Consider the following 23847-nt stretch of genomic DNA (forward strand, 5'->3'; position numbering starts at 1 on the left):
GTTAAGGAAAGATGAAGTTCATGCATCTTCAGCACATGACATTCACCAGCATTTCTAATTTGACTCATATCACTAGTAAGCGAGGACGCTTTACCGAGTTTAGTTTCACTTCGATTCAGGCCAATTTCATTGGGGCGCGTGCGTTCGGCCACTTGCATCCGAAATTGGGAGATAAGCTGACACTGGTGATGCCTGGGCCGGAGCAATGGCGTGATATTTACGGTTGGTTTGACCACCACAGTAAAGCCATAGTCATGCCAATTTATGCGACGCAACTCCTGGTACTTAGCCTCATCAGTTTCTTTTCTGTCGTCATGCTATTCGTGCTCTTTGCTGCTGCTAGTCTTTTGCCCATGTCGTGGTGGCATGTGCCAATTCTCGCTGGGGTGATGCTGGTCGCTGGTACTTGGTTTGTTGTAATGAAAAAGTTTTGGCTGGTGCATCGGGCTCGTAATTTATTGCTTGAATTGAACCCAAATTTTCCATTAGGCGCACTTACAGTGCTATTTGCGTGCTGACAGCGCATTTTCGGCCATTTTTGTTGCTCTTCGTTGCCAATAGCCAGCTATTGGCGTCTCATTCGCATCAAAACTGTCTCGAAAAGTGCATCTGTCATCATCGCAAATCCTAATGGAAAATCTGGGTTGAAGCAGACCCTCAATGCTCCTGGTCGTGTAGATTAATTTGTGCGTAGTTTGCATTTCTAATTCGGGTGAATAAAATGGATCAGACCGTGAAAGATTTACTAACTGCTTTTGAAATGCATGACGTAGGTCGCATCGCGGCGATCTTAGATGCTGGCTTTGACCCCCACACCAAAGTCCAAGGCAAGTCGCTGGTCAATATCTTGATCGAGATGTATTTCAGGTCAGATCGGTTCACGTCTTGTTTGGAGATACTACTGGCACGCGGTGCGCGTTTAGACGATCCAAAAATCACGCCAGTTTTATTGAATGAACCAGATGCATTAAGCTTGGCAGTCAATCTTGACCCCAGTCTGTTGGAGCACAGAAGCTCCCTAGTATCGGCTTTTACACCCTTGACTGGTGCGACGCTATTGCATATCGCAGCGGAGTTTGGACACTTGGCAGTCGCACGTAAATTGTTGGAACTGGGCGCAGCGGTCGATGCAAGGGCGGCGTTCGATCGTCATGGTTTGAATGGCCATACTGCCTTGTTTCATACCGTCAATTCGAATGCCAATCGGTCTGCGCCCATCATGCGCTTATTATTGGATGCCGGCGCCCGGCCGGACTTACTTCTCAATGGTATTACTTGGGGCCAAGGTTTTGAATGGGAAACCACGTGCTTCGATATCACGGCAATCTCCTATGCGCAGATGGGCTTGTTGCCGCAAATGCAGCGTAAGGAATCTGATATTTATTCCAACGTGAAATGCTTGTTACAAGCGACTGGGAGATGCGTGCCTGAACTGATAAATATACCAAACCGCTATCTCAATTAGTCGCTTGTTTCTTAGTTAGAAACAGCGCGAACGAACTTAGCTTAGGTACTCACAAGAAAATCAATCACGATCTCACCTGGTTCGCGTGAGATATACGCCATTTTAATTTTGTCGCCAAAATGATCACCGATTTGATGGAGTAAAGGAATTGGGTCGTGGTCATTGCAAAAGCGCATGGTTTCTCCGGCCTGTAAGGCGGATAGGGCGCCGAAAATCGCGGCATGGCGAAAGCGCTTAGCGACACCCCGTGCATCAAATGCATAAATGCCTGCGTTGGAAATGGGGCGTGAACAATCGTGTGACATAGGTTTTCTCTTTCAATTTGCTAGAAACGGTTAGGTCTGTGATCACTATCGCGTTAAAAGTGTTGGCGAGGATCAGTTCAGGTTCCAGCTTAAAATGAAGTAGGGAAAAGCGGTGATGGAAAAACCATTTGGCCTTGGTTTTACTTGATGCGGGTCAGTTTTTTCTTGGGCGATCTGGGGGCTACGTCATCTTAAGCGATGGTTCTGCTATGTTTGCACCTACGTTTGCATTCGCGCTTTGGTTCGCGTTTGTATGGCTTCCTCCACGCATTCACTCACTGGCAGGTAAGGTGAACCAGAATACGCTGCCACCGTCATAAGAGCGTTCGTAGCCAGCATTGCCACCTAGTTTTTCAGCGATGCGTTTGACGATTGATAAACCCAGTCCATGGCCTTCGGCCGCTTGTTCATCAAAACGGACAAAACTGTTGAAGATGGCTTTTTGCTGTACATCTGTTAAGCCTTCGCCATAGTCTTTTACCCAGCATTTGACCATCCCTGGTCCTGCTGGTGCGGCACCTAGCTCTATCCTAGGATTGTCACCACCGTACTTAATCGCATTGGATAAGAAATTAGACCAGATTTCTTCTACCCATTGTTCGTAGCCATAGGCGTTCGGCCAAAATTGACCGAGTTCAATATGCGCATTGCGTTGATCGGCAAAATTTTGTAATTGTTTGCAGGCTTCAATGGCCGTTTGTTTGAGATTGAAACTCATACTTGGTATGGTTTCATTTTTTCGGATACTTGATAACAGTAATAGTGAGTCAATAATCGTATGCATTTTTTTTGCGGAATTTTGTATGCTTAAAAGCAGAACACTGCTCTTTTCCGCGCTCAATTGTAGTTTGTCTGCGCTTAATAAATTAGAGGCGCCGATTAAGTTAGTGACCGGCTGTTTTAAGTCATGGGCAACGGTATGCGCGTAGGCATCTAGCTCGTGATTTTGCTGTATCAACTCCTGTGATTGTGCTTCTAATTGAGCCGTTTTTTTCTGCAGGTCGGCAGTTCTTTCGCTGACCAATTGTTCTAATTGTTCGCGGTGTATTGCCAATTCTCTGTCCAGTCGGTTACGTTGAGCGATATCTTCGCGAATACTCGTGCGCATTTGATTGATCGCAAAAACGACGGTGTCTAGTTCATCTTGTGATGTATTCGGGCTGCGGTCTAAGGTCAGCTCTTGTTCCAGATGGCTGAGGTCAAGCTTTTGTACATAATTCGCCATATTTTTCAAATGGCGAATGATCCAAATGCGCAATAAAAACAGGATAAACAACGACGACAACATTAAGGTGATCGTGGTGGTTATTGCGATCGATTTGGCTGTTTCTATCAAGTCTTTCTGAATTTCGAGATCGAATAAATCAACTTTTAATTCACCCATGATAAATTGTTCGTCTCCTTCGGAATGGACAATTTTAAAGCTGCGACTATACAAGGCGTTTTCGAACGCAGGGTGTTGACGACTTTCGACTTGGTGAATTTCATCTTGTAAGCTGAGTCGCCCTACATCGGGTATTTTGGCGATACCATCGAGCAAGGCATTGACCCTGGCTGGATCTACCGACCACATGCCAGCAGCCAGGCTAGGTAAATAGCTCGATTCGATTTCCTTGAAATGCTGTTGTACATCTTTGAGGGCATCGCGATAAGCGCGATAGATCTGTATTCCAGAGACTGCCAGTGCCACCACTAGCGTATAGAGCAATATCGCCACGACGATGCGAGTGCTAAGACTACGAGTAGGGATAGACTGGGACGAGAAGGAAGTGGATGTGAGCATAAATTAGAGGGCGTGAATACCTTAAAAACCGCGTTCTGGTGAAAACCACAGGTCATTTTGATTAATCGGCGTAGCTTTTGTTAGCAAGGGGTTTTGCAGTCGTATCACGGCTCTGTTTGCAAAGTCTGCATGTCGAATGGCATCGCCAAAGTGATGTAAAAATAATTGGCGCATGCTGCCGTCTTGGATCGCAATTCTCAAACCTTTCTCTATCGCTGCAGCCAATTCATGTTTGTCTTTTTTGACAAAAAAATACAGTGGAGCCGGGTAGAATAAAATCCATTTTGGCGCAACGGCTAAGCCCATCGCTGGGCGGGTGGCGATTTCTATATCAATTTCACTGACAGCACGTGGAAAGTACTGAATACGATTGAGTTTAAGCATCTGAAATAGACCTTCATAGCTGGAACTGGGGCTGACTATGAAGCCATTACTCTGCAAGATGGGGAGGTCTGGCCAATCATGACCTTGGCCTGCACGCAGTTTTTTTAATTGTTCAGGGTCTTTGAGACGCGAGAATAGTTTGCTATTTTTTTCGTCTATCAGTAATAAGCGCCAGCCCAGTAATCCCCGGTCTATAGGAATGCGTATCGGTAATAAACTAGCTTCACGCTCGGGTGTGGTGAAAGTCCAAACGACATCTAAATCTAGTCCCAGTTCGACATGGCGCAGTGTGCGCCATTGCGGCATATCGCGCTTACTGGGTTTGGTTTGATACTCTGCGCCTGATTTTTGTAAGGCTAATTGCAGTAATTGAATAGGATAGAGCCCACGTTTGTCACTGGCCATTGATTCGGCCCAGGCGTAAGTGATGGTCTGACTGGCGTAGGCGTTTATGGGGTTGAAGCCGACTAACAGAAATAGGATGGCTGTGATCCAGATTCGGCGGTGTTGAACGTTCAATTTCATGTCAACTGGTAGTAAATTAAAAACGATCTTGGTGTCGTCAAACTAACAGTAGGATAAGCGTTAAAAGTGCGTCGTGTTGTCTTTAAAATATTCAGGTGACTAAGAGTTTTCATACCTGCCTGCAGGATACTTAGAATGAATACAGTATTCCCTTAGCGGTTTCGGCTGTCAAACAAAAAACGGTCTTTGAATGAAAAACCACAATCGCTTGAATTGCGAATGTGGCTCTTTTGTAGTGACATAGATTCCCTGGCCTGACGAGGCAGAGGCTTGTGTCGCTCTTACTTACGGTAATGACTTGATAAATTGCGCCAATTTATCAGCAAAAACCTTGGGTTGATCGACCATGGGGAAATGGCGTGAGTTGCTTATGCCGACAATATTTAGCTGGGGAATACCTTTGAGCAGCGTGCCATAGTAAGCATGTTTTGCGTCCTCTGCCATATTCATTGGAGTAAAATCAGGCGCATAGTAAGGCGAGATAAAAGTGACAGGTACGCTGATCTTCGGCAGATCTTGACGGATATCCATTTCCAACAATTCGCCCATGTATTCAGCGACTGCGACGCGGTCACTTTTGCTGCTGAGAGCTGCTAAAGTTTGTGCATTTTTTTCCTCAACGACCCCCATGTTGCGCATGTATTGCAACTGTTGTTCTGCAAAAACGGCCTGATTGACATTTGCCATTTGTGCTTTGGCGGCCTGTGCCATCGCTGGCCGTTGCGCTGCTGGCATATTTTCTGTGCGTGGGAAAACAGGTAAACCATCAATCGCAAATACGCCGCGTATCAGTGTTGAATGATCCTCGGCAAACCAAGTGGAGAGCAAGGAGCCCAAGCTGTGCCCAACCAGGATAGGTTTGTCGATTTGTTTGCTGGTGATTAAGTCGAGTAAAGATTGTTTAGCCTTGGCGATCTTTGGACCGGCGATCGCGGGCTTGCCATTGAACCCAGCTAATGTGATCACGTACAAACTATGCTCATTACGCAGGGCTTTGACGGTGTCGTCCCAGATATAGCCGCCACTCGACAAGCCAGGGATTAGGATGATGGGAGCGCCTTTGGCATTAGGGTTGAGGTATTCTTCTACGTACATGCTGCCAACTTGATATTCGACGGCGCTTGCTGCGTTATTCGTATTATTCGCGCCAATTGTGGTTGATGTAGTGACTTTGCTTGATATGGCGTCGTGACTTGTGCTGGCTTTGCTGGTGTTGCTACTAAGTGAGCAAATGAGTGCGACTAAGATGGCGAAGGGAATACGTTTTGTAAAAGGTTTTTTGCTGCAGAGAGAATGGTGTTTCATGATTTTTCCTTTTGATCAGTAGTAAAGTTTTCGTTTAAATCAAATATGCGTTTAAAAATTAATCCACAAAAAATATTTGTTCTATCGGTTTGCCAAACAGTTTGCTAATCGTGAATGCGAGCGGCAAGCTGGGATCGTAGCGCCCGGTTTCTATTGCATTCACAGTTTGGCGTGATACCTCCAAATGATCGGCCAAGGTGGCTTGGCTCCAGTCGCGATCGGTACGCAATTCTTTGACGATATTTCTCATTATTCACGCTCCATGACTTTGCGTATGCAGGTAATAGCCAGCCAGCTACCCATAAAAATGGCATAGGTAATGAAGCCACTTACTTTCGGATAGCCTATGCCTTCTAGGAAGCCGTAGCTGAAACTAAAGATCGTGGTGATAGCACCTGAGATCGCTAGTACTTCCAACAGCCAGACTCGTAAATACTCATCAAGGCGTTTGAATTGACGCACGATCGCCCATAAAGCGCCGAGCGCCGGAATGCATGGCGTCAATACGGTGAGCGTGCGTAGCAAACCATCTTCCATGGTTTTGGCAAAATAAATAGAAGTAAATAAGACGATCATGTAAATCAGCAGGCTCAGTCCTAGTTCAAGGCTATATTGCTTCGCTATTGCCTTGTCTTTCTTCGAATATTGATTGTTCAACATCGTGTGCTCCTCAGTTTGAAATGATTTGATAACTAACGTTTGTAAAGTTTGTTTTACATCGCTTGGCTTTAAAAAAGCAGGTATCCCAACTTTGGAAACGCCTGCTGTGCTGCTTTATATTCTTAATTTTAGTCAAGTAAGCTTGACATGGCTAAGCAAAAAATAAGCAGCGTATGAAGTGCTGCTCTTATTTTTTTACCCCTTGTTTCTATACTTTGTACACTTGAATATGTAAAGCATGCTTGTCATATTAAACGAAAAAAATAGGATGTCAAGCATCCTTTACAAAAAAATCCAAAAAAGTTTAAAACTCTCAGAAATATTTGTTTTTAAGAAGGCGTATTTTATTCAAATTCCTCAGCCAAATTCTTCCAACCCTTAGTCTTGGCAAACGTACAGAATTCTTCGGGCGCTTCTAAGACGATCATTTTGCGTTCTTGCAAGCTTGGATCGGTAACGCCAAAATCCGGCCCGACATAGCCGGCTTTATGCAGGGCTTGCATGATTTGTTTGATCAAGGCGCTGTCGCGATAGCTGCCTGCTTCCATAGGTGCCGTGAAGTCGACAAAGACATCAATAATGCCATAACCTTCATCGTAAATTCGTATGCCTTTGATGGTATGTTCTTTGCCACTGGCGTCGTTTGCCTTGAAGGTGCCGCAGATTTGGATATCGGTGCTGTCGCTCATTTTTGTGCCTCGTTGTGCTTAGTGTGGTCTAGTCGCGTTTGATGTTGGGAAGGTGTGCGTATTATACGCTGGCAAGCGCAGGCAAAATGGGGTGCTTGAGGGAACTTATTCAAGCTTAATATATCTTATAGGGCGCTCAAAGAGCACAACACTGTTTTTTTTGCATGTTGGTATAAGTTTAGACATGCTTGTAAAGCTAGAAATACAGAATTATTTTTCACATCCCCATAATTGCTCTGGTGAGATCTCAGCTCATTTACCAGACTATAAAAAAGAGAGGCGACACCTTACTATGAAAAAAACCAACTTACTTCTTGCCAGCATGGTGCTTTGCATTTCTAGTGCCTATGCGCAGGACGCTACCACAGCGGCCTCAACAGCAGCGCCTGCGCCGGTAGCAGAACGTCCAAAAGCCGGTGCGACGAATGATCGTTTATTACCCGCTGAATCTGCGGTTAATTCAACTGGGCAGGTCACGATCAAAGGCAAAGTGGTGCCATATAAAGCGACGGCCGGTACCCAGCCTGTGTGGGATAAAGATGGCAAAGTGATTGCGTCTCTGTTTTATACCTATTACCAACGTAGTGACGTGACGAATCGCGACAAGCGTCCTTTGGTGATTTCTTTTAATGGTGGTCCTGGTTCTGCTTCGGTCTGGATGCATGTGGCCTATACCGGTCCTAAGATGTTGAATATTGATGATGAAGGTTATCCAGTTCAACCTTATGGCATTCGGGATAATCCGCATTCAATTTTGGATGTCGCCGATATTGTGTATATCGATCCTGTGAATACGGGCTTCTCCCGAATTCTGGATCCTAAAGCCGATCGCAATCAGTTCTTTGGCGTGAATGCCGATATCGCTTATTTGGCTGAGTGGTTGAATACCTTTGTGTCGCGCAATAGCCGTTGGAATTCACCCAAATATTTGATCGGTGAGAGCTATGGTACGACGCGTGTATCTGGTTTGGCGAAAGAGTTGCAAAATAATCACTGGATGTATTTGAATGGGGTGATTCTGGTCTCGCCCACAGGACTGGGAATCAAACGTGATGGTCCGGTCAGTGATGCTTTGAGTTTGCCTTACTACACAGCGTCGGCTTGGCACCACAAAGTGTTGCCTGCCGATTTGCAAAAGCGCGATTTGAATGAGGTTCTGGCTGAAGTTGAAACTTTCACCCTGAATGAATTTATTCCAGCCTTGTCGAAAGGTGGATTTATCGATCCGGCGCAACGCAAAGACATAGCGGCGAAAGTAGCACGGTATTCCGGTCTGTCCGAAACTACCGTCCTGCAGCACAATCTGGCGGTGCCGACATCCTATTTCTGGAAAGATTTGTTGCGCACTCGCGGTCAAACGGTGGGACGTTTGGATTCACGCTACTTGGGTATCGACAGAATAGAAGCCGGCAGTGGCCCTGATTACAATGCGGAGTTGACCTCTTGGTTGCATTCGTTTACACCAGCGATCAATTATTATTTGCGTGATGTATTGAAGTACAAAACCGATGTGAAGTACAACATGTTTGGTCCTGTGCACCCTTGGGATAACAGCAACGATCGTACTGGTGAAAATCTGCGTTTGGCGATGGCAGAAAATCCGTATATGCGTTTGTTAGTGCAGTCAGGTTACTACGATGGTGCGACTACGTATTTCGACGCGAAGTACACCATGTGGCAAGTTGATCCTAGCGGCAAGATGCGCGATCGTATGGAGTTTAAAGGCTATCGCAGTGGCCACATGATGTATTTGCGTTCGGAAGATTTGGTGACATCGAATGAACATATTCGCGAGTTCATTAAGAAAGCGACACCTGCTAGTGGACAAGCGGCGAAATACTAAAGAGTCTTCAATTGGTATTTGAAATTGAGAAAGGAATGGCGCTCTGTGCGTAGTGCAGTTCAGTTAAGCCTTCGTCTCGTCAAGTTAAGTACGCTGGAAATCCCCTCTCCCGCAGGCGGGAGAGGGCTATGGTGAGGGTAGTTCAGAAACGATGTCGTAGTGTTAAAAATTAAGCAGTAAAGATCTGACGGATTTAGATTTTTAACTTTCTATTGTTGAGACTGAAACTCCCTCATCCCCAACCCTTCTCCCGCTCGCGGGAGAAGGGGGTAAGAAAAGAATCAACGTTCGAATTTCTTTTTATCTCCTTCTTTTTCTTTTTCAACTTTTATTTCTTTTCTTGGCTCGGGCGCTGGACGTGGCTCCACTCTTGGTGCTTGCGGCATGGCAGCTTGTGGCATTTCTCTAGGCATCGCTTGTGGACGCTCGACTGGGCGCTCCGCAGGGCGCTCAAACTGGCGTTCGTTATTGCTTCTTTCTATGCGTCGCTCGCTACGTTCTACCGCGCGTTCGTTATGCTGTTCCACGCTACGCTCGTTAACACGGTCGCTCATGATGGCACGGTTGGGGCGTTCAGCTGAACGCTCTGCGGGGCGTGGCATCTGCATTGCTGCACTGTTGTCTTGTACGTTAATGGGAGCACTGCTGCGTTCAAAATTGTCACGACGATTTTCTACTCTAGGATTGTTAATTGTGGCGCGACTTGAATCGTCTTGTCTCGTTATCACTGGCGTTTGTGGCATTGGTTGTGCTTGCTGTGACTGTTGTGGCATAGGCGTGCTTGGGCTGCCAGCATTAAAGCCGTTATTGTTGGTGCTACGAGGATCAAAACGATCAGATCGTTCCAGACGTTCTATGCGTGGATTGCGATTACGTTGCTCGTTCATTTCTTCTACCGTTCGTATACCTGATGGATTGGTATTGTTCAGGTTGTTGTTGGCTGGGGCTGTTTGTTGATTCGGATTAGGAACCGTCATGGCACGCGCATCGTTTAGTGCTGCTTGTGGGCGTTCTGAATTATCGTTGCGACGTCCTGATGAGTAATTGTTGTCGCGATTGTTTTCACGATAATTATCGCGATTATCCTGTGGACGTTGGTTGAGTGTGTTTCCTAAAATGCCATTCGATGTGCCCGCATTCGGCGTGGTTTGCATAGGTTCACCACGGTTTGAATTGGTAATGACTGGTCGAGCACGGAACTGATCGTTTTCTTGCCAGTTGCGTGGACGTGCATCGCCAAAGCGATTGCCTTTTTCTGGCACCAGGTTGGGTGCTTCAGTTGCGACTCTCATTTGTTTAATCTGACCCGATAAAATTGAAGATGAAGCAGGGAATACATGTTCGCCACGCACAAAGGTTCTGGTCGGGACCGAAGTGACTGCATTGTGTACGTGTTGATTGCGATAGCCGCGATCTGGACGATTCACCACCGTGGTGTTATTGATGATCACGGTTTGATTCATGTTCTGGATATAGCGGTGATTTTGCGTGTAGTGTGGACGATAAACTTCGCCAGGCCCAAGCGGGAACCATGACACTGATGGGCCGTGATTGCGACTGCTGAGGTTGATACCTGCGCTGATACCATTACTGCCGATGCCAACGAAGGCCACCAAGGCAGGTGCGTACACCGGACGGTAATGACGTTCATAGCGACCGGGTACCCAGCCCCAGCGTTTACCAACAAATGCCCAACGACCATAGTGATACGGTGCAAAGCCCCAAGGTGAACGATCTACCCAAGTCCATCCCCATGGTGCAACCCAAACCCATTGACCGTCGCGATACGGTGCCCAGCCGGCGGAGATGCCGCGTGGATACCAAATAGAACCATATTCAACATGGGTTTCCCAATTGCCGTAGTCATCGAGTTGCTGATAGCCGACGACGTCACGAGGTACGTAGCGTGCTGAAATGGAATTCTCTTCAGCACGATCACGATCCGCAGCCCATTGATCAAAGGTGTCAAAGGGCGGTACGCGGGCAATTTGTGTGTGGTTCAAGTTGGTACCAGAAAAACGGGTTTGTTCGCCAGCGCGCAAGGTGATGACATCGCGATCACCTTGTGCCACACCGAGACCGCTGCGTACGATGACGGTACTGGTGTTGTCGTCATTGACATTGATGCGGTATTCACCGGGCTCTTGGATGGAAAAATTCAGATTGGGTGTGCTGACTTCGACATTCTCTCTTTCTTGCATGGCACGTACACGTAATACCATGCTGCCTTGTGATAGTTTAATCTGGATACTGTCGTCATTGAGATTGATAAAACTAATACGGGTTTGCTCGCTCAAACGCAAGGCATTAGCTCCGACTTGTAGTTCAGCTCGACCATTGGCAGGTACAAAGACACTATCTCCGGTGGAAATGGGACGGTTTGCCAATAAAGGCACCCATTCATTACTACCTGCGTCGGCAAAATTAATATTGCCATAGGCGTAGCCAACGCGAGCTACCCTTGCTGGCGGTTCATCTTGAGCGCTCGCTGGCTGTGCCAGACCAAGCGTGGCAAAGCTGATGGCAGCGATGCTCAGAATTTTTTTTGTGTGATGTATCAATGTCATGGTGATGTTCTCGCACATGGAGTGAATAGAGAGGGAAGAAAGCGAATTAAATTGTGAAAACAAGGCTACCTGTCAGGGCTTAACGCACGAGTTGTGCTTTTGGATGTCACAAAAATTCACAAACTATAAAATAATGATGAGATTCTTGTTTTGCTGTATTGATATGCTTCTTAAGTGTAGGTTGTATTCGTAGAAAATAAGATGAGATTTACCTAATCTTACAAAAATATTTTTAATTAAAATTCAACAAAAATCCCGGCTGATCGTCTCAAAATTCCCCAATAAATGCGTCATATCGACCAGACGTTTGGCGACCAGATGATGAACTTTGCCGTCAGTCTGCCAAATACCGTACACACCTAATAATCTGGCATGGAATACTTCACGTCGGAATTGTTCGACTAAGGCGGGCCAGACGATCACATTGATAGGACCGGTTTCGTCTTCTATCGTGATAAACAGAACGCCTTTGGCGGTACCGGGACGTTGTCTGACGGTGACTAAGCCGCAGCCACGGGCAAATTGTTTATTTTGGAAAGTGTGAAGTACATCGGCTGACAGGAAGCGTTGTGTGAGTAAGCGAGTTCTTAATAAAGCAAGAGGATGACGTTGCAAGCTCAAGCCAGTACTACGGTAATCACGCATGATTTCCTGAGCTTCGCTGGGCGTACTTAGTTGTGCCGGTGTTTCTGCTAAATTGGTCGGCCGCAACAAATCCTTATCAGGAACCGCCGCAATCGCCAACCACAAAGCTTGATGTCGATGACCTGCCAAGGCCGTTAGCGCATTACCATGTGCGAGTGCTTCGACATCGCTACGTTTGAGTTGCGCACGACGAGCCAGATCATGAATATCTGTGAACGACGCCTGCTGACGCGCCGCCATAATTCTTTGTGCCGCTTCTTGTGACATACCGCGCAACAAGGACATACCCAAACGTACTGCGGCCTGTAAACCTTGCGTATGACGAATTTGAACATCTTCTAGGCTGGAATCCCAATCACTATGCATGACATCAATAGGGCGTACCTCGATTTGATGGCGTTTAGCATCTTGGACTAATTGTGAGGGTGTATAAAAGCCTAGCGGTTGCGAATTGAGTAAGGCACATAAAAACACAGCCGGCTGGTGGCATTTAATCCAGCAACTGGCGTAGGTTAATAAGGCGAAGCTGGCAGCATGGCTTTCAGGAAAACCATACTCGCCAAACCCCAGCATTTGATTGAATACTGCCATGGCGAACTCTAATTCGTAGCCATTCTTTACCATGCTGTCGATGATGCGTTTTTCGTAATGTGCGAGCCCACCTTTGCGTTTCCACGCCGCCATAGCGCGACGTAATTCATCTGCCTCGCCGGGTGAGAAGTCAGCGGCAACCATAGCAATTTGCATGACCTGTTCTTGGAAAATAGGAACACCTAAAGTACGAGACAAGACTTTTTCGATTTCTGGTTTGGGATAATTAACAGGCTCTAAACCCTGACGTCGTTTTAAATAAGGATGTACCATGCCGCCCTGAATTGGGCCGGGTCGTACAATCGCTACTTGCACGACTAGATCGTAGAAAGTGCGTGGACGCAAACGTGGCAGCATACCCATCTGCGCCCGCGACTCAATTTGAAAAACGCCTACTGTGTCGGCTTTACAAATCATGTCATAGGTCGTGCTATCTTCTGGCGGAATATCTTGCATGCGAGTCGGGCAATCTGGGATTTGTCGCATTAGTTTAAAAGCTCTTTGTAGTGCTGATAACATGCCTAAGGCCAGTACATCGACTTTCAGTAAGCCTAAGGATTCGAGATCGTCTTTATCCCATTGGATAATACTGCGTCCTTCCATACTGGCATTTTCAATCGGTACCAAGCGCGATAGCTTATCGCGGGAAATAACAAAACCGCCACTATGTTGGGATAAATGGCGCGGAAATTTTAAGAGTTGATAAACCAAGCCCGCCCATTGTTGTGCGACGGGCGCAGTAGGGTCTAAGCCGCTTTCGGTAAAACGCTCTAACAACGCCTCTTTGCTGTCAAACCAGTGTTGTGACTTGGCGAGTTTGTCGATGAGATGATGATCGATACCCAAGGCTTTACCCACTTCGCGTAAAGCACCGCGAGGATGATAAGTGTGTACCGCCGCTGCTAAGGCGGTACGTTGTCTGCCATATTTACGATAAAGATATTGAATCACTTCTTCGCGTCGTTGATGTTCAAAATCGACATCAATATCGGGCGGTTCACCACGTTCTTTGGAGAGAAAACGTTCAAATAAAAGTATGCCGTTTTCTGGACTGACTTCCGTAATGTGTAAGCAATAACAGACGACCGAGTTGGCCGCTGAGCCGCGCCCTTGGCATAAAATATCTTGCGAGCGTGCATAGCGTACGATGTCATATACGGTCAAAAAATAAGGCTCATACGCCAGATCATTAATCAAGTGGAGTTCATATTCGATCTTGGCAATTAACTCTTCTGATAATCCTTTGGGATAACGCTGACGTGCGCCTGCGTAGACTTCTTGGCGTAAAAAAGACGCCGGTGTTTGTCCTGCGGGTACCAATTCATCTGGATATTCATAGCGTAATTCATCTAAAGAAAATTGGCATAATGCAGCGATGCGCAGACTTTCTTGTAAGGCCTTGGCTGGATAGATATTGCCTAGACGCAGGCGTGAGCGCAGATGCTGTTCTGCATTGGGTGCCAGATCATAGCCACAATCGGCGATGGCTTTCCCCAGGCGGATCGCAGTGAGCGTGTCTTGCAAGGGTTTGCGCGAACGTACATGCATACAAACCTGACCTAATGCGACTACCGGTAGTTGCGCTTCTTGTCCGACTTGTTGGACGTGTAGCTGATGCCTGTCGTCGAGTGCTTGCGTTAATAAATTTAAACCCAGCCAGGCACGTCCTGGAAAATGTTGTGCCATCCATGCCGCTTGTAATCGCAGTTGTGTAATGTCCGCCGGATAGTCGGGAACGACTATTAGCAAGCAATGCGGCAAACCTGCCAGATGTTTAAACTCAGTGGATGTCGCGTTGAAGTCTTCTGGTGTTAAGTGATACTGACCTTTGATGACATGCGGGCGCATTCTTCCCAAGCTAATTAGTTCGCATAAATTGCCGTAGCCTTCACGATTTTGCGCCAGCACGATCAGACGTAATTTACCCAATTCTGGAGCGTGCGGGCTGACTTGGAGTTCAAAATAACTCCCGATAATCAGCGGAAGTTTTTGCTTTTTTGCTTCCTCATGCGCACGTACAACACCAGCCAAGGAACACTCGTCGGTGATCGCCAGCGCTTTATAGGCGAGTTTTGCTGCGCGCGCGACCAATTCTTCTGCATGTGACGCACCATGCAGAAAGGTGAAATTGGAGAAGCAAAATAACTCGGCGTAATGGGGCAGCATGAATGCTTATAAAAAATTATGACTATTCAGTCTCTAAGCGAGTTTGAATCCAATGAAATCGGTCGGACTTTGCAAGTACCCTGTTTACTCCTTTTCTAGGGGCACTGACAATAAGTTAAGAGTGAAAACCCCTCAACGCTGAGACGCAGAGGCGCTGAAAAAACAAAAACAGAGGAAGCAAGGGCACATCAAGCTTTTCTCCGCGCTGCTCTGCGCCTCCGCGTCTCGGCGTTGATGGTTTTGATTTCTCGATTCTTAATAATTGCAAAAAAAACTTAAAAAAATTGGCAAAAAATATCATCCAAAAAAACCATGCAAAAACCAAACCTCGTCTTCATGCATGAGCTGTGCATTACCTATTCTTTCGCGATAAATCCAGTAGCGAAAATACTTGTTGCATTCGGCGATGAAATAGTCACGTGTCACTAATTGCCCATTCCACCAGCCAGCTTCTATGCGTTCGGCGCTGGAGAGTAATTTGAGTTTGGAGCCGTAGTAGGGACTGTGTTGGCGTACGCTTAAAACCTGTGCTTGCTCTAATAACCAACTGGGACGTGGGTTACTAAAATTTTTTAACGCCATGCTCATCTCAACGGTTGGCTTTATTTTCTCCATGACCGAGACCCAACGGTTGGCTACTTCGGGACGATGATCGGCATGCGGTGCAGCTTGTAATACCTGCTCGGCACCGAGACGGGCGATGAGTAGTTCTATGAGTCGAGTTTGGTCTTCGGTCTGATGGCGACTATCTGGAAATAGGCATTCACTATGTGCCTGACGTAACTCTATTTCGGCTGCTTGTAAGTGAAGAGAAATAGCAGCTGCCTTGAGTGTCAGTTGACCTAAGCGTTCTTTCAATAGATGCGTCAAATGTGGCTCTTGCCAACTAGCTTGCGCTAATTGTAATGGCAGTAGAGTGGGTGCCACGGCTTGTCGTCCACGTTCGTGTCCCAGGTATAAGTGGATTTTTTTTACTGCTGATTGCTGCGCCTGTAACCAGCCACATAATTGCAAAATCAAGCCACGTGCATAATGAAAAATGATGTCGGTATTCTCTATACGATCAGGCAGTTCGCAGCGCGCATCAAACTGTGCAGGTACTTTCAGCCATTGATGAAATTCTGGATGTTCGCCATACGCAATATCGAGTGCTTTCAGTAACGCTTTGCCACATCGTCTTTGCAAGCCCGCGCGCGGTAATTGCCTCAGTGCGCCTAGCTGATTGCAGGCGATACCGGACAACCAGTCCGCTTGCACTGCGGCTGCAGCTAATAACCGACAGGGGATCACATCGAGGCGGCGTGCCAGATGTTTTTGACTCAAGCACAGTTGTAAACGTCTGCTTCGCTGATAAAAATTACGGTGATATTGTTGCGAGAAAATAGTCGCAGCACTGGCATTTCTGGCAATACCGAATTGCGCGCTGAGACCCAGTGTTTCTAAGTTATCTTGAATGCGACGAAACAGACATCGTATGCCACCAAACAGGCGTAAGCTGGTGGCTACTTCGATCAAGATAATATTGTGATGTTCGTCGGAGTAAGCCACTTGCGGTGAATATTGTAAGAGCGTGATAGCGACTTTTTGTCTGAGCTCTTGTTCTAGTCCCAAATCCCGTTCTTTGATTATTGCCTCAAGACTGAGCAGACCGACACTGCTTTGCCGCATACCCATGACGATACCTGCATGCCTTGCGGGCTTAGATAAAGCGCACACCACTTTATTGTCACACACCACGATACTGCAATCTGTACCCAGTTTAGCTAACCAGCGCGGATGAAATACCTCCAGCGCGAGCTGGGGTAAATGTATCGCTATCCATAGCGGTGGGAGTGGAGAAATCGCGGGCATGCTGTGTATTAAGCTGGTTTGTATTGACGTTGACGGTATGTGGATTAATGCTGTCAGTAGTGTTGTCAGTAGCGCTGTTAATAGTATTAGTCGTGTAGTTCGAAAGCGGCAGTGTTAAGGGACGAATTTGCTGCGCACCGCGTCGCTTAAAAATATCAAGCCTTAAACCTTGTTCCTGCAAACTTAGCTTGATGCGCAGCGGTGCAGGTGAGGGACTGAGCTGACTTTCCCACGGTCGTATGACGCAAAATAAGCTGCGTCCTGCTTGTGCTGCAATATGCAAGCGACGTAGTGCATCGCTCTTGAATGCGGGCGCACGTTTTTGTCGTGTCGATATTGATTGCCATAACAAAACCGCGCTACAGGATTGATTGCGTACGATTTGTTCGGTTGCCCATAAGGCATCTTGAGAATCGTTACAGGGTAGCCAGAGCACTTGGGATAAATCTATTTGTAAGGCGGCTAAGGCTAAAATTTGCGGGCGATAGGGCGTATTGATCAGAACGATTTTGCCCTGCGCTAATCGATTTAATGCGGGACTTAATAATTGCAATTCCGCACAGCCAGCCTGCGGCACTAAGATCTCCGTCATTCCCGCTAAGGGCCAGCCGCCACCCGGTAATTCCTGCGCTAAAGTAGGATAGCCACAATCTACATAATCACCGGTGCCGCGCCCAAGCTGAGACGCACGCCATAGTGCAGGGTGGAGGTTCTCCAGATTTTGATTGATATTCTTGATTGAAACGGGAGACATGATAGTTTAAAAATACTGTATATATGTACAGTATATGTCTTGTTTCAGGAATTTTCAAAGTATTTATACGTTCGTTTGATACTTGTTGAAATATCTATTTTATGAGGCTCGTAAGCAATCCACAATTTTCATCCTAGAGGCACGCCATGCCGGAATAAAGCCACCGATGAAGCCCATAATCAAAGAAAACATCAGAGTTTTGAAGATGATTTCCCCATTCAATTTGAACTGAAATGCGAGCTCGCTGAAGGTTTGAAAATTGGTCGTAGAGATATCAACCGCCTGCATCCAGGAAGCCGCAAATAAACCAATGACGCCACCCACCAGTGATAATAATAAAGACTCTGAGAGGAAGGCGACCAAGACCGCGCTACGCCGAAATCCTAATGCACGTAAGGTGCCGATTTCGCCTATGCGTTGCGCGACCGCGGCAAACATCGTGATCATGGCGCCAACAATGGCACCGATAGAAAAAATAACCGACAGGCTAAGACCTAATATTCGTATGAAGGTGGCGAGCGCTTCGCTTTGCTCAGCATAAAATTGAATTTCTGGTTTGGCATCGATTTGTAAGCGCGGGTCATTGGCAATCGCAGTTTGTAATGCCGTCGTGGCGCTAGGATCATTCAGGCGAAACACGATAGTGGAGTAAGCATTGCGCCGGAAGGCCGCCATCATTTGTTCGTTATCCCCCCAAATTTCGCTATCAAAACCTGTTTTACCAGAATCAAAAATGCCGACCACGACCCAGTCACGCTGGGCAAAATGTAAGGTTTCTCCTAAACCCGTACCCCGAAAGCCTTTGGCAATCGAGCGTCCAGCAACAATTTCCGAGGTGCCGGGTCTAAACATGCGACCTTCTATCATCTTCACTTGAGGACGTAATTCCAAACCCAACACGGAGGTGCCCCGCAAAGTCACGTTGCTGGGCTTACCATTACTGCGCTTAGGTAAATTATTCAAAACTACAGGTTCTTTGCTGATCAGCGCTTTACCTTCTTTATTGGTCGCGATGCCGGGCAGGCTTTCAATAATAGCGGCCTGATCACGTGAAATGCCGCTATTGATTTCGGCACCTGCACCTTTGCGTAACACCAAAATATTGTCTGGCTGTCCGGTTGCTACTAAGGTCGCACGTATACCTTCACTCATCATTAAGACCACGGTGAACACAAAAATCACGAGCGCCATACCGCCTGCAGTGAGCAGGGTGGTAACGCGGCGTACCCAAAGATTTCTGGCGACGTAGGAAAAAGGAATGGCCTTCATGCGACATGCCTTAAGCCATTGACGATGTCGATACGACTCATCTTCCATGCCGGCCAAGCCGCCGCGACCACGCCTACAATACAGCTGGCGAGAATTTGTAAAAACATGGTGGTCTGTGACACCACAAAAACAGGAAATAAAGTGCCGACTGCTTTGGCAAAAGCAGCAGCGATGGGCAGTGTCAGTAAGACGCCGGCACCGCCACCGAGCAAAGCAATGACCAGGCTTTCACCGAACAAAAGTTTCACCACAAAGCCAGGCGAAAAGCCCAATGCTTTGAGCGTCGCATATTCGGCTAAGCGTTCGCGCGCGGTCATGGTCATGGTGTTCGCCATCACCGCCATAATAATGATGATGATCACGTAGCTGACGGCGTTGACGGCAACCAAGATCGCTTCACTCATAGAGACGAAACCTAGCTGGAATGCTTTTTCTGTTTCACTCAGCGTTTCGGCCAACGAATTTTTGAACTGCGCATCAATGCGCTCAGACACTAAAGGCGCATTATTCGGATCATTGATACGCACTACATAGACACCGACATAATCTGCGTTGCGTTTGAAACGTTTACGATTTGATTCGGCTAATAGTTGCCAGTGAAATAGAAATTGTGATTCATCGGTTTTGGCATCGACGCCATCCCAGATGCCGCGCAAGGTGAAGGTCCACGTGCCCGGAAAGATCGTGCCACGCAAGGGAATTTGATCGCCAATTTTCCAGCCATATTGATTGGCTAGTTTGCGTCCCACGATGGCACCTTGGCGGTCCAGGATGAAAGCTTTTTTCTCTTCATCTTTTAAAACATACTCAGGATAGAGTGCCAGATAACTGGCCGGTTCGACGGCGAATTGCGGGAAGAAATTACGCTCGGTGATATACACACCACCAAACCAATTTGACCAACTGACGCCTGTTACACCATCGACATTTCTGAGCCGGTCGGCATAACTTAAAGGCAGTGGAAAAGTCAGTGAAATGGAATTGCGAGTGATTAGTCTTACGCTGGAGGTGCCATCGACGCCGGCATACCAGGCGTCAATAATCGTACGCAACAAACCGTAGGCGCAAATAGCGACGATCAGGCCTACCATCGTCAAAATGGTGCGCAGCTTATGGCGGAAAGCATTTTTGAGTAATAGGCGCAGGATGAACATAGCGTCTCTTGGCTTAAAGCATAACCGGTGTGCGGGGCACTACCAATAGGTCATCTGCTACCAGTAGACCTTTTTCCAGATGCACTAAACGTCGTGCGCGTGAGGCGGCTTTAGGGTCATGCGTGACCATGATGATGGTCTTTCCTAAACTATGATGCAATTCATCGAGCAGATTAAGAATTTCTTCCGCAGTTACTCTATCCAAGTCACCCGTTGGTTCATCCGCCACGATTAAAGTCGGGTCGGTTACCAAGGCACGTGCAATCGCAACGCGTTGTTGTTGGCCGCCAGAGAGTTCGTTAGGATAGTGGTCAATACGGTCACTTAGTTTCACCATTTCTAATGCTGCCGTGACATGGGCGTGACGCTGTTTTTTGGATAAATTGGTCAGTAGCAAGGGCAGTTCTACATTTTCAAATGCGGTGAGCACGGGCATCAAATTATAGAACTGAAAAATAAAACCTACATTCGCTGCACGCCAATCCGCCAACTGTCCTTCACTTAAATTGGCGATATTGATGCCAGCGATTTCTATCGTGCCTGCAGTCGGTTTATCGATACCCGCAATTAAATTGAGTAGGGTGCTTTTGCCTGAGCCACTTGGTCCCATCAGTGCCAAAAACTCGGCGGTTTGTATATCGAGATCAACGCCCTCTAATACGGAAATAACTTGTCCGCCACGTGTGTAGGATTTGTCGAGACCACGAATACGGATGATAGGCGGCGCATCGTTGTCGACAGATGCTGGTACTACGATAGAATTATTCTCAGTCATCGTAGTGCCGTTCATTTGCTGGCAACGCTGATTTTTTTACCAGCCTCCAGTTTTTCGCTCGGCATCAATACTAATTTGTCGCCGGATTGCAGAGCCCCAGTGACTTCCTGATTGTCACCAATTTTTCTTGCCAAATTGACGGCTATCATTTCCACCGTATCGTCTTTAATTTTAAAAACCACTTTCTTGCCACCACGATCTACCACGGTTTTAGGATTGATCGCTAATACGGGTTTTTGGTCGGCATCGGTGGCTGCTTGTGACAGGATCGTGACCTTGGCGCTCATCTCGGGCAAGATACGTGGGTCGAGTTTTTCAAAACGTATTTTAGTCATGACGGTGGCCTTGGCTCTATCGACTGTGGGTACAATACTGACGACATTGCCGCGGAAGCGGGTATCGGGCAGGGCGTCTAAAGTGACTTCAACGGGTTGGCCAATTTTTGCTTTGGCGAGATTACTTTCCGAGACATCGGCTTCGACTTCCAGTGTACTCATATCTGCCATGGTGACGACCGCACCTTGGCTACCCGCAGCACTGGAAAAGGGCGTGATGATATCGCCGACATTGGCATTTTTGACTAAAACCACGCCATCAAAAGGGGCGCGGATCTCAGTGAAATCTTGATTCACTTGTTGTACTCTGAGCTGCGCTTTGGCCACTGCGACCGTGGCTTGTGCCGAAATCATAGCGGCTTTGGCGGCGTTCAAACGCTTGTTCGCGGCTTCCAGCGCCTGGCTGGAGATGAATCCTTGTGTGCTTAAACCTTGGCTGCGCTTTAAATCAGATTCTGCATTGACTACTTCAACATTCGCTTGTGCCACGCCTGCCTCGGCTTGACGGATGCTGGCTTGTACTGCCGCCATAGCCGCTTGCACATCACTGGCGTCAAGTTTAGCGATCACTTCACCTTGTTTGACGATGCTGCCTTCACGCACGTTGAGCCAGACTAATCGGCCCGTCGCCTTGCTGGCGACCGCTGCTCTTCTTTGTGCGACCACATAGCCGGACGCCGTGAGTTGGGCATATTGTTGTGATGGGTAGGTAGTGATCACCGAGCTAGCTTGTACTTCCTGACTACTGGGTTTAAGCAGAAAACCCAGTATCACCGCAATGATTAATAAGATAGTTATCCAGCGACCATAAGCACGTGGCTTTTTGCCATTGGGGGTTGTATTGCGGTTTATCTTGAGTTGTTGCAGCGACGCGGTGTTGGTGCTTGCACTGGCGCTTGCATTGGAGATCGTATTAGCAGTCATTTTTTGCTTCGCCTGATTGAGCGTTGTTCGTTGTAAGGGAGGGCACTTGCTTAGCTGTACAGCATAAGATATTAGCATTTCTGTATCGCAAAAAGAACTATGTTTCATTGATATCCGATTGCAAATTTGAGTGGATATCTTTTTGCTTAATGTGAATTAGGTAGTGCCAGCTGAAAACACATTGTCAGCAGTATGCCTTGCTCTACAACTGTTTCGATGTCAACCCTTGATTTGTACTTAAAAGAGACATCTTGTATTGATCTAAGTACCTGCCATGTACAATCTTTTATAGTTAAAAGAATGAATATTTAATACCTGTGTAATCAATCTTTGTGTATTAAGTCGAATAGCACACCTAGCAGCAAATCGTAGATTTTTCTATTTGCGCTTGTAGATTGTCGCTTGATTATCTATGTTGTAGATAGACCAGTCATCAAATTGGCAAAACAAGCTAAGAAGTGTGTTGAAAAATCAAAAAAATGGGGAAATAAATATGAAATTGATTGCACACCTAAATCCGACTGCCGATGTGGCTCACTCGCGTCTATCATTAAGTTTATTTTCTTTACTCTATAGACTGAGTTTTTGGATTTTTCTGACTTGTTTTGCAAACCTCGCGAATGCCGCAGTCACCTCGAATACACTCAATGCTGGTGCAACAATCAATTTAACAATGACGCAAGGTCAATCGTTCACACAAAACTTTGTTGGAACGGGCACACAGGATAATGTTTATACACTGAATGGTGTGGCCCCACCAGGTTTGACTGTTACAACGATACCAGCGCCACCTCCAGCAACCTACAATCATGAGATGGTGTTAGCTGGAACTCCTACTACTGTGGGTACTTTTACATTCAATATTGATGTAAGCGCTAGTTATTTTTCTGTACCAATTAACTACACGACCACGATTTCGGTGACTGTCATAGCAGCAGCGCCCGTTGCCAATAATCTTAGTCAGACGGTGCTGCAAAATAGTGTTTCGAATTCGTTTAGTCCAAGTATTACAGGCAGTGTGACTAGCATTTCACTTACCAGCTCGCCAGCGCACGGCACTGCAGCGGTCAGTGGTTTGTCCGTGAATTACACACCAACAGCTGGGTATGTAGGTAGCGATACGTTGACTTATCAGGCAATCGGGCCTGGAGGGACTTCTAGCCCCAAGACGATTTCAATCACAGTGAGTCCATTGCCACCTGTGGTCAGTGCAAGCAGTGTCACCGTGCTGGCCAATAGTAGCTCGAATAGTATTATCCCTACTATTACCGGTAGCGCCACCAGTATTGCCGTAGTGGGCGCACCAGCACACGGTAGCGTAGTCGTCAGCGGAATGGGATTGATTTATACACCGACAGCGAGTTATGTAGGCAGCGACAGCATCGCTATTACGGCGACAGGACCAGGGGGAACTTCTGCATCAGCGACGATTTCGATTACGGTGAATCCACTACCACCCACGGTCAATTCAAGTAGCGTCAATGTGCTGGCCAATAGTAGTTCAAATAGTATTATCCCCACGATTACAGGTAGCGCCACCAGTATTACAGTGGTCGGTGCGCCAGCACATGGTAGCGTCGTCGTCAGTGGAATGGGATTGATTTATACACCGACAGCGAGTTATGTCGGCAGCGACAGCATAGAAATTAAGGCAACGGGGCCAGGGGGAAATTCAAGTCCAGCGACGATTTACATTACGGTGGATCCACTACCACCCACGGTCAATTCAAGTAGCGTCAATGTGCTGGCTAATAGTAGTTCAAATAGTATTATCCCCACGATTACAGGTAGCGCCACCAGTATTACAGTGGTCGGTGCGCCAGCACATGGTAGCGTCGTCGTCAGTGGATTGGGATT

19 protein-coding genes are annotated in these 23847 nt (G+C 47.0%); 4 read left to right on the forward strand and 15 right to left on the reverse strand.

Annotated features, from left to right (window positions below; all coding sequences use genetic code 11):
• The first annotated feature begins 20 nt into the window (after positions 1–20).
• Both AC1RR2_RS18430 and AC1RR2_RS18435 read left to right on the forward strand, forming a co-directional pair.
• The gene (locus AC1RR2_RS18430; protein ID WP_493223737.1) at positions 21–518 is read left to right on the forward strand and encodes a hypothetical protein; all 498 of its coding nucleotides are present in this window, start codon (positions 21–23) and stop codon (positions 516–518) included.
• 215 nt (positions 519–733) lie between these two features.
• Complete coding sequence (locus tag AC1RR2_RS18435) at positions 734–1465, forward strand: ankyrin repeat domain-containing protein (protein ID WP_493223738.1); 732 nt, start codon at positions 734–736, stop codon at positions 1463–1465.
• Between the two features lie 41 nt (positions 1466–1506).
• On the opposite strand, the gene AC1RR2_RS18440 is transcribed toward AC1RR2_RS18435, so the two are convergent.
• The 7 genes from AC1RR2_RS18440 to AC1RR2_RS18470 form a co-directional block, all read right to left on the reverse strand.
• Entirely contained in the window at positions 1507–1770 is a 264-nt protein-coding gene (locus AC1RR2_RS18440) for a DUF2249 domain-containing protein (protein ID WP_493223739.1), read from the reverse strand.
• 271 nt (positions 1771–2041) lie between these two features.
• Entirely contained in the window at positions 2042–3553 is a 1512-nt protein-coding gene (locus AC1RR2_RS18445) for a sensor histidine kinase (RefSeq protein ID WP_493223740.1), read from the reverse strand.
• 21 nt (positions 3554–3574) lie between these two features.
• Positions 3575–4462, reverse strand: coding sequence for a hypothetical protein (locus AC1RR2_RS18450; protein WP_493223741.1), 888 nt, complete (start codon positions 4460–4462; stop codon positions 3575–3577).
• A gap of 285 nt (positions 4463–4747) precedes the next feature.
• The gene (locus AC1RR2_RS18455; protein ID WP_493223742.1) at positions 4748–5767 is read right to left on the reverse strand and encodes an alpha/beta fold hydrolase; all 1020 of its coding nucleotides are present in this window, start codon (positions 5765–5767) and stop codon (positions 4748–4750) included.
• A 58-nt stretch (positions 5768–5825) separates the two neighbouring features.
• A complete protein-coding gene (locus AC1RR2_RS18460) occupies positions 5826–6017 on the reverse strand; it encodes a helix-turn-helix transcriptional regulator (protein ID WP_422997030.1) in 192 nt (63 codons plus the stop codon).
• On the reverse strand, positions 6017–6427 hold the full coding sequence (locus AC1RR2_RS18465) for a hypothetical protein (RefSeq protein ID WP_493223743.1): 411 nt from the start codon (positions 6425–6427) through the stop codon (positions 6017–6019). Before AC1RR2_RS18465 ends, AC1RR2_RS18460 begins: the two co-directional genes overlap by 1 nt.
• Positions 6428–6771: 344 nt before the next feature.
• Complete coding sequence (locus AC1RR2_RS18470; RefSeq protein WP_493223744.1) at positions 6772–7116, reverse strand: hypothetical protein; 345 nt, start codon at positions 7114–7116, stop codon at positions 6772–6774.
• Between the two features lie 292 nt (positions 7117–7408).
• Here AC1RR2_RS18470 and AC1RR2_RS18475 point away from each other — a divergent pair, with 292 nt between their 5' ends.
• The gene (locus AC1RR2_RS18475) at positions 7409–8959 is read left to right on the forward strand and encodes a S10 family peptidase (RefSeq protein WP_493223745.1); all 1551 of its coding nucleotides are present in this window, start codon (positions 7409–7411) and stop codon (positions 8957–8959) included.
• A gap of 281 nt (positions 8960–9240) precedes the next feature.
• Here the strand turns inward: AC1RR2_RS18475 and AC1RR2_RS18480 are convergent, their stop codons facing one another.
• The 8 genes from AC1RR2_RS18480 to AC1RR2_RS18515 form a co-directional block, all read right to left on the reverse strand.
• On the reverse strand, positions 9241–11526 hold the full coding sequence (locus tag AC1RR2_RS18480; RefSeq protein ID WP_493223746.1) for a DUF6600 domain-containing protein: 2286 nt from the start codon (positions 11524–11526) through the stop codon (positions 9241–9243).
• 243 nt (positions 11527–11769) lie between these two features.
• A complete protein-coding gene (locus AC1RR2_RS18485) occupies positions 11770–14928 on the reverse strand; it encodes an error-prone DNA polymerase (protein ID WP_493223747.1) in 3159 nt (1052 codons plus the stop codon).
• 297 nt (positions 14929–15225) lie between these two features.
• A complete protein-coding gene (locus AC1RR2_RS18490; RefSeq protein WP_493223748.1) occupies positions 15226–16779 on the reverse strand; it encodes a Y-family DNA polymerase in 1554 nt (517 codons plus the stop codon).
• Positions 16688–17533 (reverse strand): translesion DNA synthesis-associated protein ImuA, encoded by an 846-nt coding sequence (imuA, locus tag AC1RR2_RS18495; protein ID WP_493223749.1) that lies wholly within the window; start codon positions 17531–17533, stop codon positions 16688–16690. Before imuA ends, AC1RR2_RS18490 begins: the two co-directional genes overlap by 92 nt.
• Before the next feature lie 99 nt (positions 17534–17632).
• Complete coding sequence (locus AC1RR2_RS18500) at positions 17633–18802, reverse strand: ABC transporter permease (RefSeq protein ID WP_493223750.1); 1170 nt, start codon at positions 18800–18802, stop codon at positions 17633–17635.
• The gene (locus AC1RR2_RS18505; RefSeq protein ID WP_493223751.1) at positions 18799–19956 is read right to left on the reverse strand and encodes an ABC transporter permease; all 1158 of its coding nucleotides are present in this window, start codon (positions 19954–19956) and stop codon (positions 18799–18801) included. The genes AC1RR2_RS18500 and AC1RR2_RS18505 overlap by 4 nt, the downstream gene beginning before the upstream one ends.
• 13 nt (positions 19957–19969) lie before the next feature.
• Positions 19970–20731, reverse strand: coding sequence for an ABC transporter ATP-binding protein (locus tag AC1RR2_RS18510; protein ID WP_493223752.1), 762 nt, complete (start codon positions 20729–20731; stop codon positions 19970–19972).
• 11 nt (positions 20732–20742) lie between these two features.
• Positions 20743–21990, reverse strand: coding sequence for an efflux RND transporter periplasmic adaptor subunit (locus AC1RR2_RS18515; protein ID WP_493223753.1), 1248 nt, complete (start codon positions 21988–21990; stop codon positions 20743–20745).
• A 493-nt stretch (positions 21991–22483) separates the two neighbouring features.
• Here AC1RR2_RS18515 and AC1RR2_RS18520 point away from each other — a divergent pair.
• Positions 22484–23847: Ig-like domain-containing protein (locus AC1RR2_RS18520; RefSeq protein WP_493223754.1), on the forward strand; the 1364-nt coding region annotated here is incomplete at its 3' end.

Source organism: Undibacterium sp. GW821-FHT11H02, assembly GCF_058808015.1.

Coding starts and splice junctions, on each gene's coding strand:
- AC1RR2_RS18430 (WP_493223737.1), top strand. CDS start 21: ATGCATCTTCAGCACATGACATTCACCAGCATTTCTAATTTGACTCAT.
- AC1RR2_RS18475 (WP_493223745.1), top strand. CDS start 7,409: ATGAAAAAAACCAACTTACTTCTTGCCAGCATGGTGCTTTGCATTTCT.
- AC1RR2_RS18510 (WP_493223752.1), bottom strand. CDS start 20,731: ATGACTGAGAATAATTCTATCGTAGTACCAGCATCTGTCGACAACGAT.
- AC1RR2_RS18485 (WP_493223747.1), bottom strand. CDS start 14,928: ATGCTGCCCCATTACGCCGAGTTATTTTGCTTCTCCAATTTCACCTTT.
- AC1RR2_RS18455 (WP_493223742.1), bottom strand. CDS start 5,767: ATGAAACACCATTCTCTCTGCAGCAAAAAACCTTTTACAAAACGTATT.
- AC1RR2_RS18440 (WP_493223739.1), bottom strand. CDS start 1,770: ATGTCACACGATTGTTCACGCCCCATTTCCAACGCAGGCATTTATGCA.
- imuA (WP_493223749.1), bottom strand. CDS start 17,533: ATGTCTCCCGTTTCAATCAAGAATATCAATCAAAATCTGGAGAACCTC.
- AC1RR2_RS18445 (WP_493223740.1), bottom strand. CDS start 3,553: ATGCTCACATCCACTTCCTTCTCGTCCCAGTCTATCCCTACTCGTAGT.
- AC1RR2_RS18465 (WP_493223743.1), bottom strand. CDS start 6,427: ATGTTGAACAATCAATATTCGAAGAAAGACAAGGCAATAGCGAAGCAA.
- AC1RR2_RS18515 (WP_493223753.1), bottom strand. CDS start 21,990: ATGACTGCTAATACGATCTCCAATGCAAGCGCCAGTGCAAGCACCAAC.
- AC1RR2_RS18450 (WP_493223741.1), bottom strand. CDS start 4,462: ATGAAATTGAACGTTCAACACCGCCGAATCTGGATCACAGCCATCCTA.
- AC1RR2_RS18460 (WP_422997030.1), bottom strand. CDS start 6,017: ATGAGAAATATCGTCAAAGAATTGCGTACCGATCGCGACTGGAGCCAA.
- AC1RR2_RS18500 (WP_493223750.1), bottom strand. CDS start 18,802: ATGAAGGCCATTCCTTTTTCCTACGTCGCCAGAAATCTTTGGGTACGC.
- AC1RR2_RS18505 (WP_493223751.1), bottom strand. CDS start 19,956: ATGTTCATCCTGCGCCTATTACTCAAAAATGCTTTCCGCCATAAGCTG.
- AC1RR2_RS18480 (WP_493223746.1), bottom strand. CDS start 11,526: ATGACATTGATACATCACACAAAAAAAATTCTGAGCATCGCTGCCATC.
- AC1RR2_RS18490 (WP_493223748.1), bottom strand. CDS start 16,779: ATGCCCGCGATTTCTCCACTCCCACCGCTATGGATAGCGATACATTTA.
- AC1RR2_RS18470 (WP_493223744.1), bottom strand. CDS start 7,116: ATGAGCGACAGCACCGATATCCAAATCTGCGGCACCTTCAAGGCAAAC.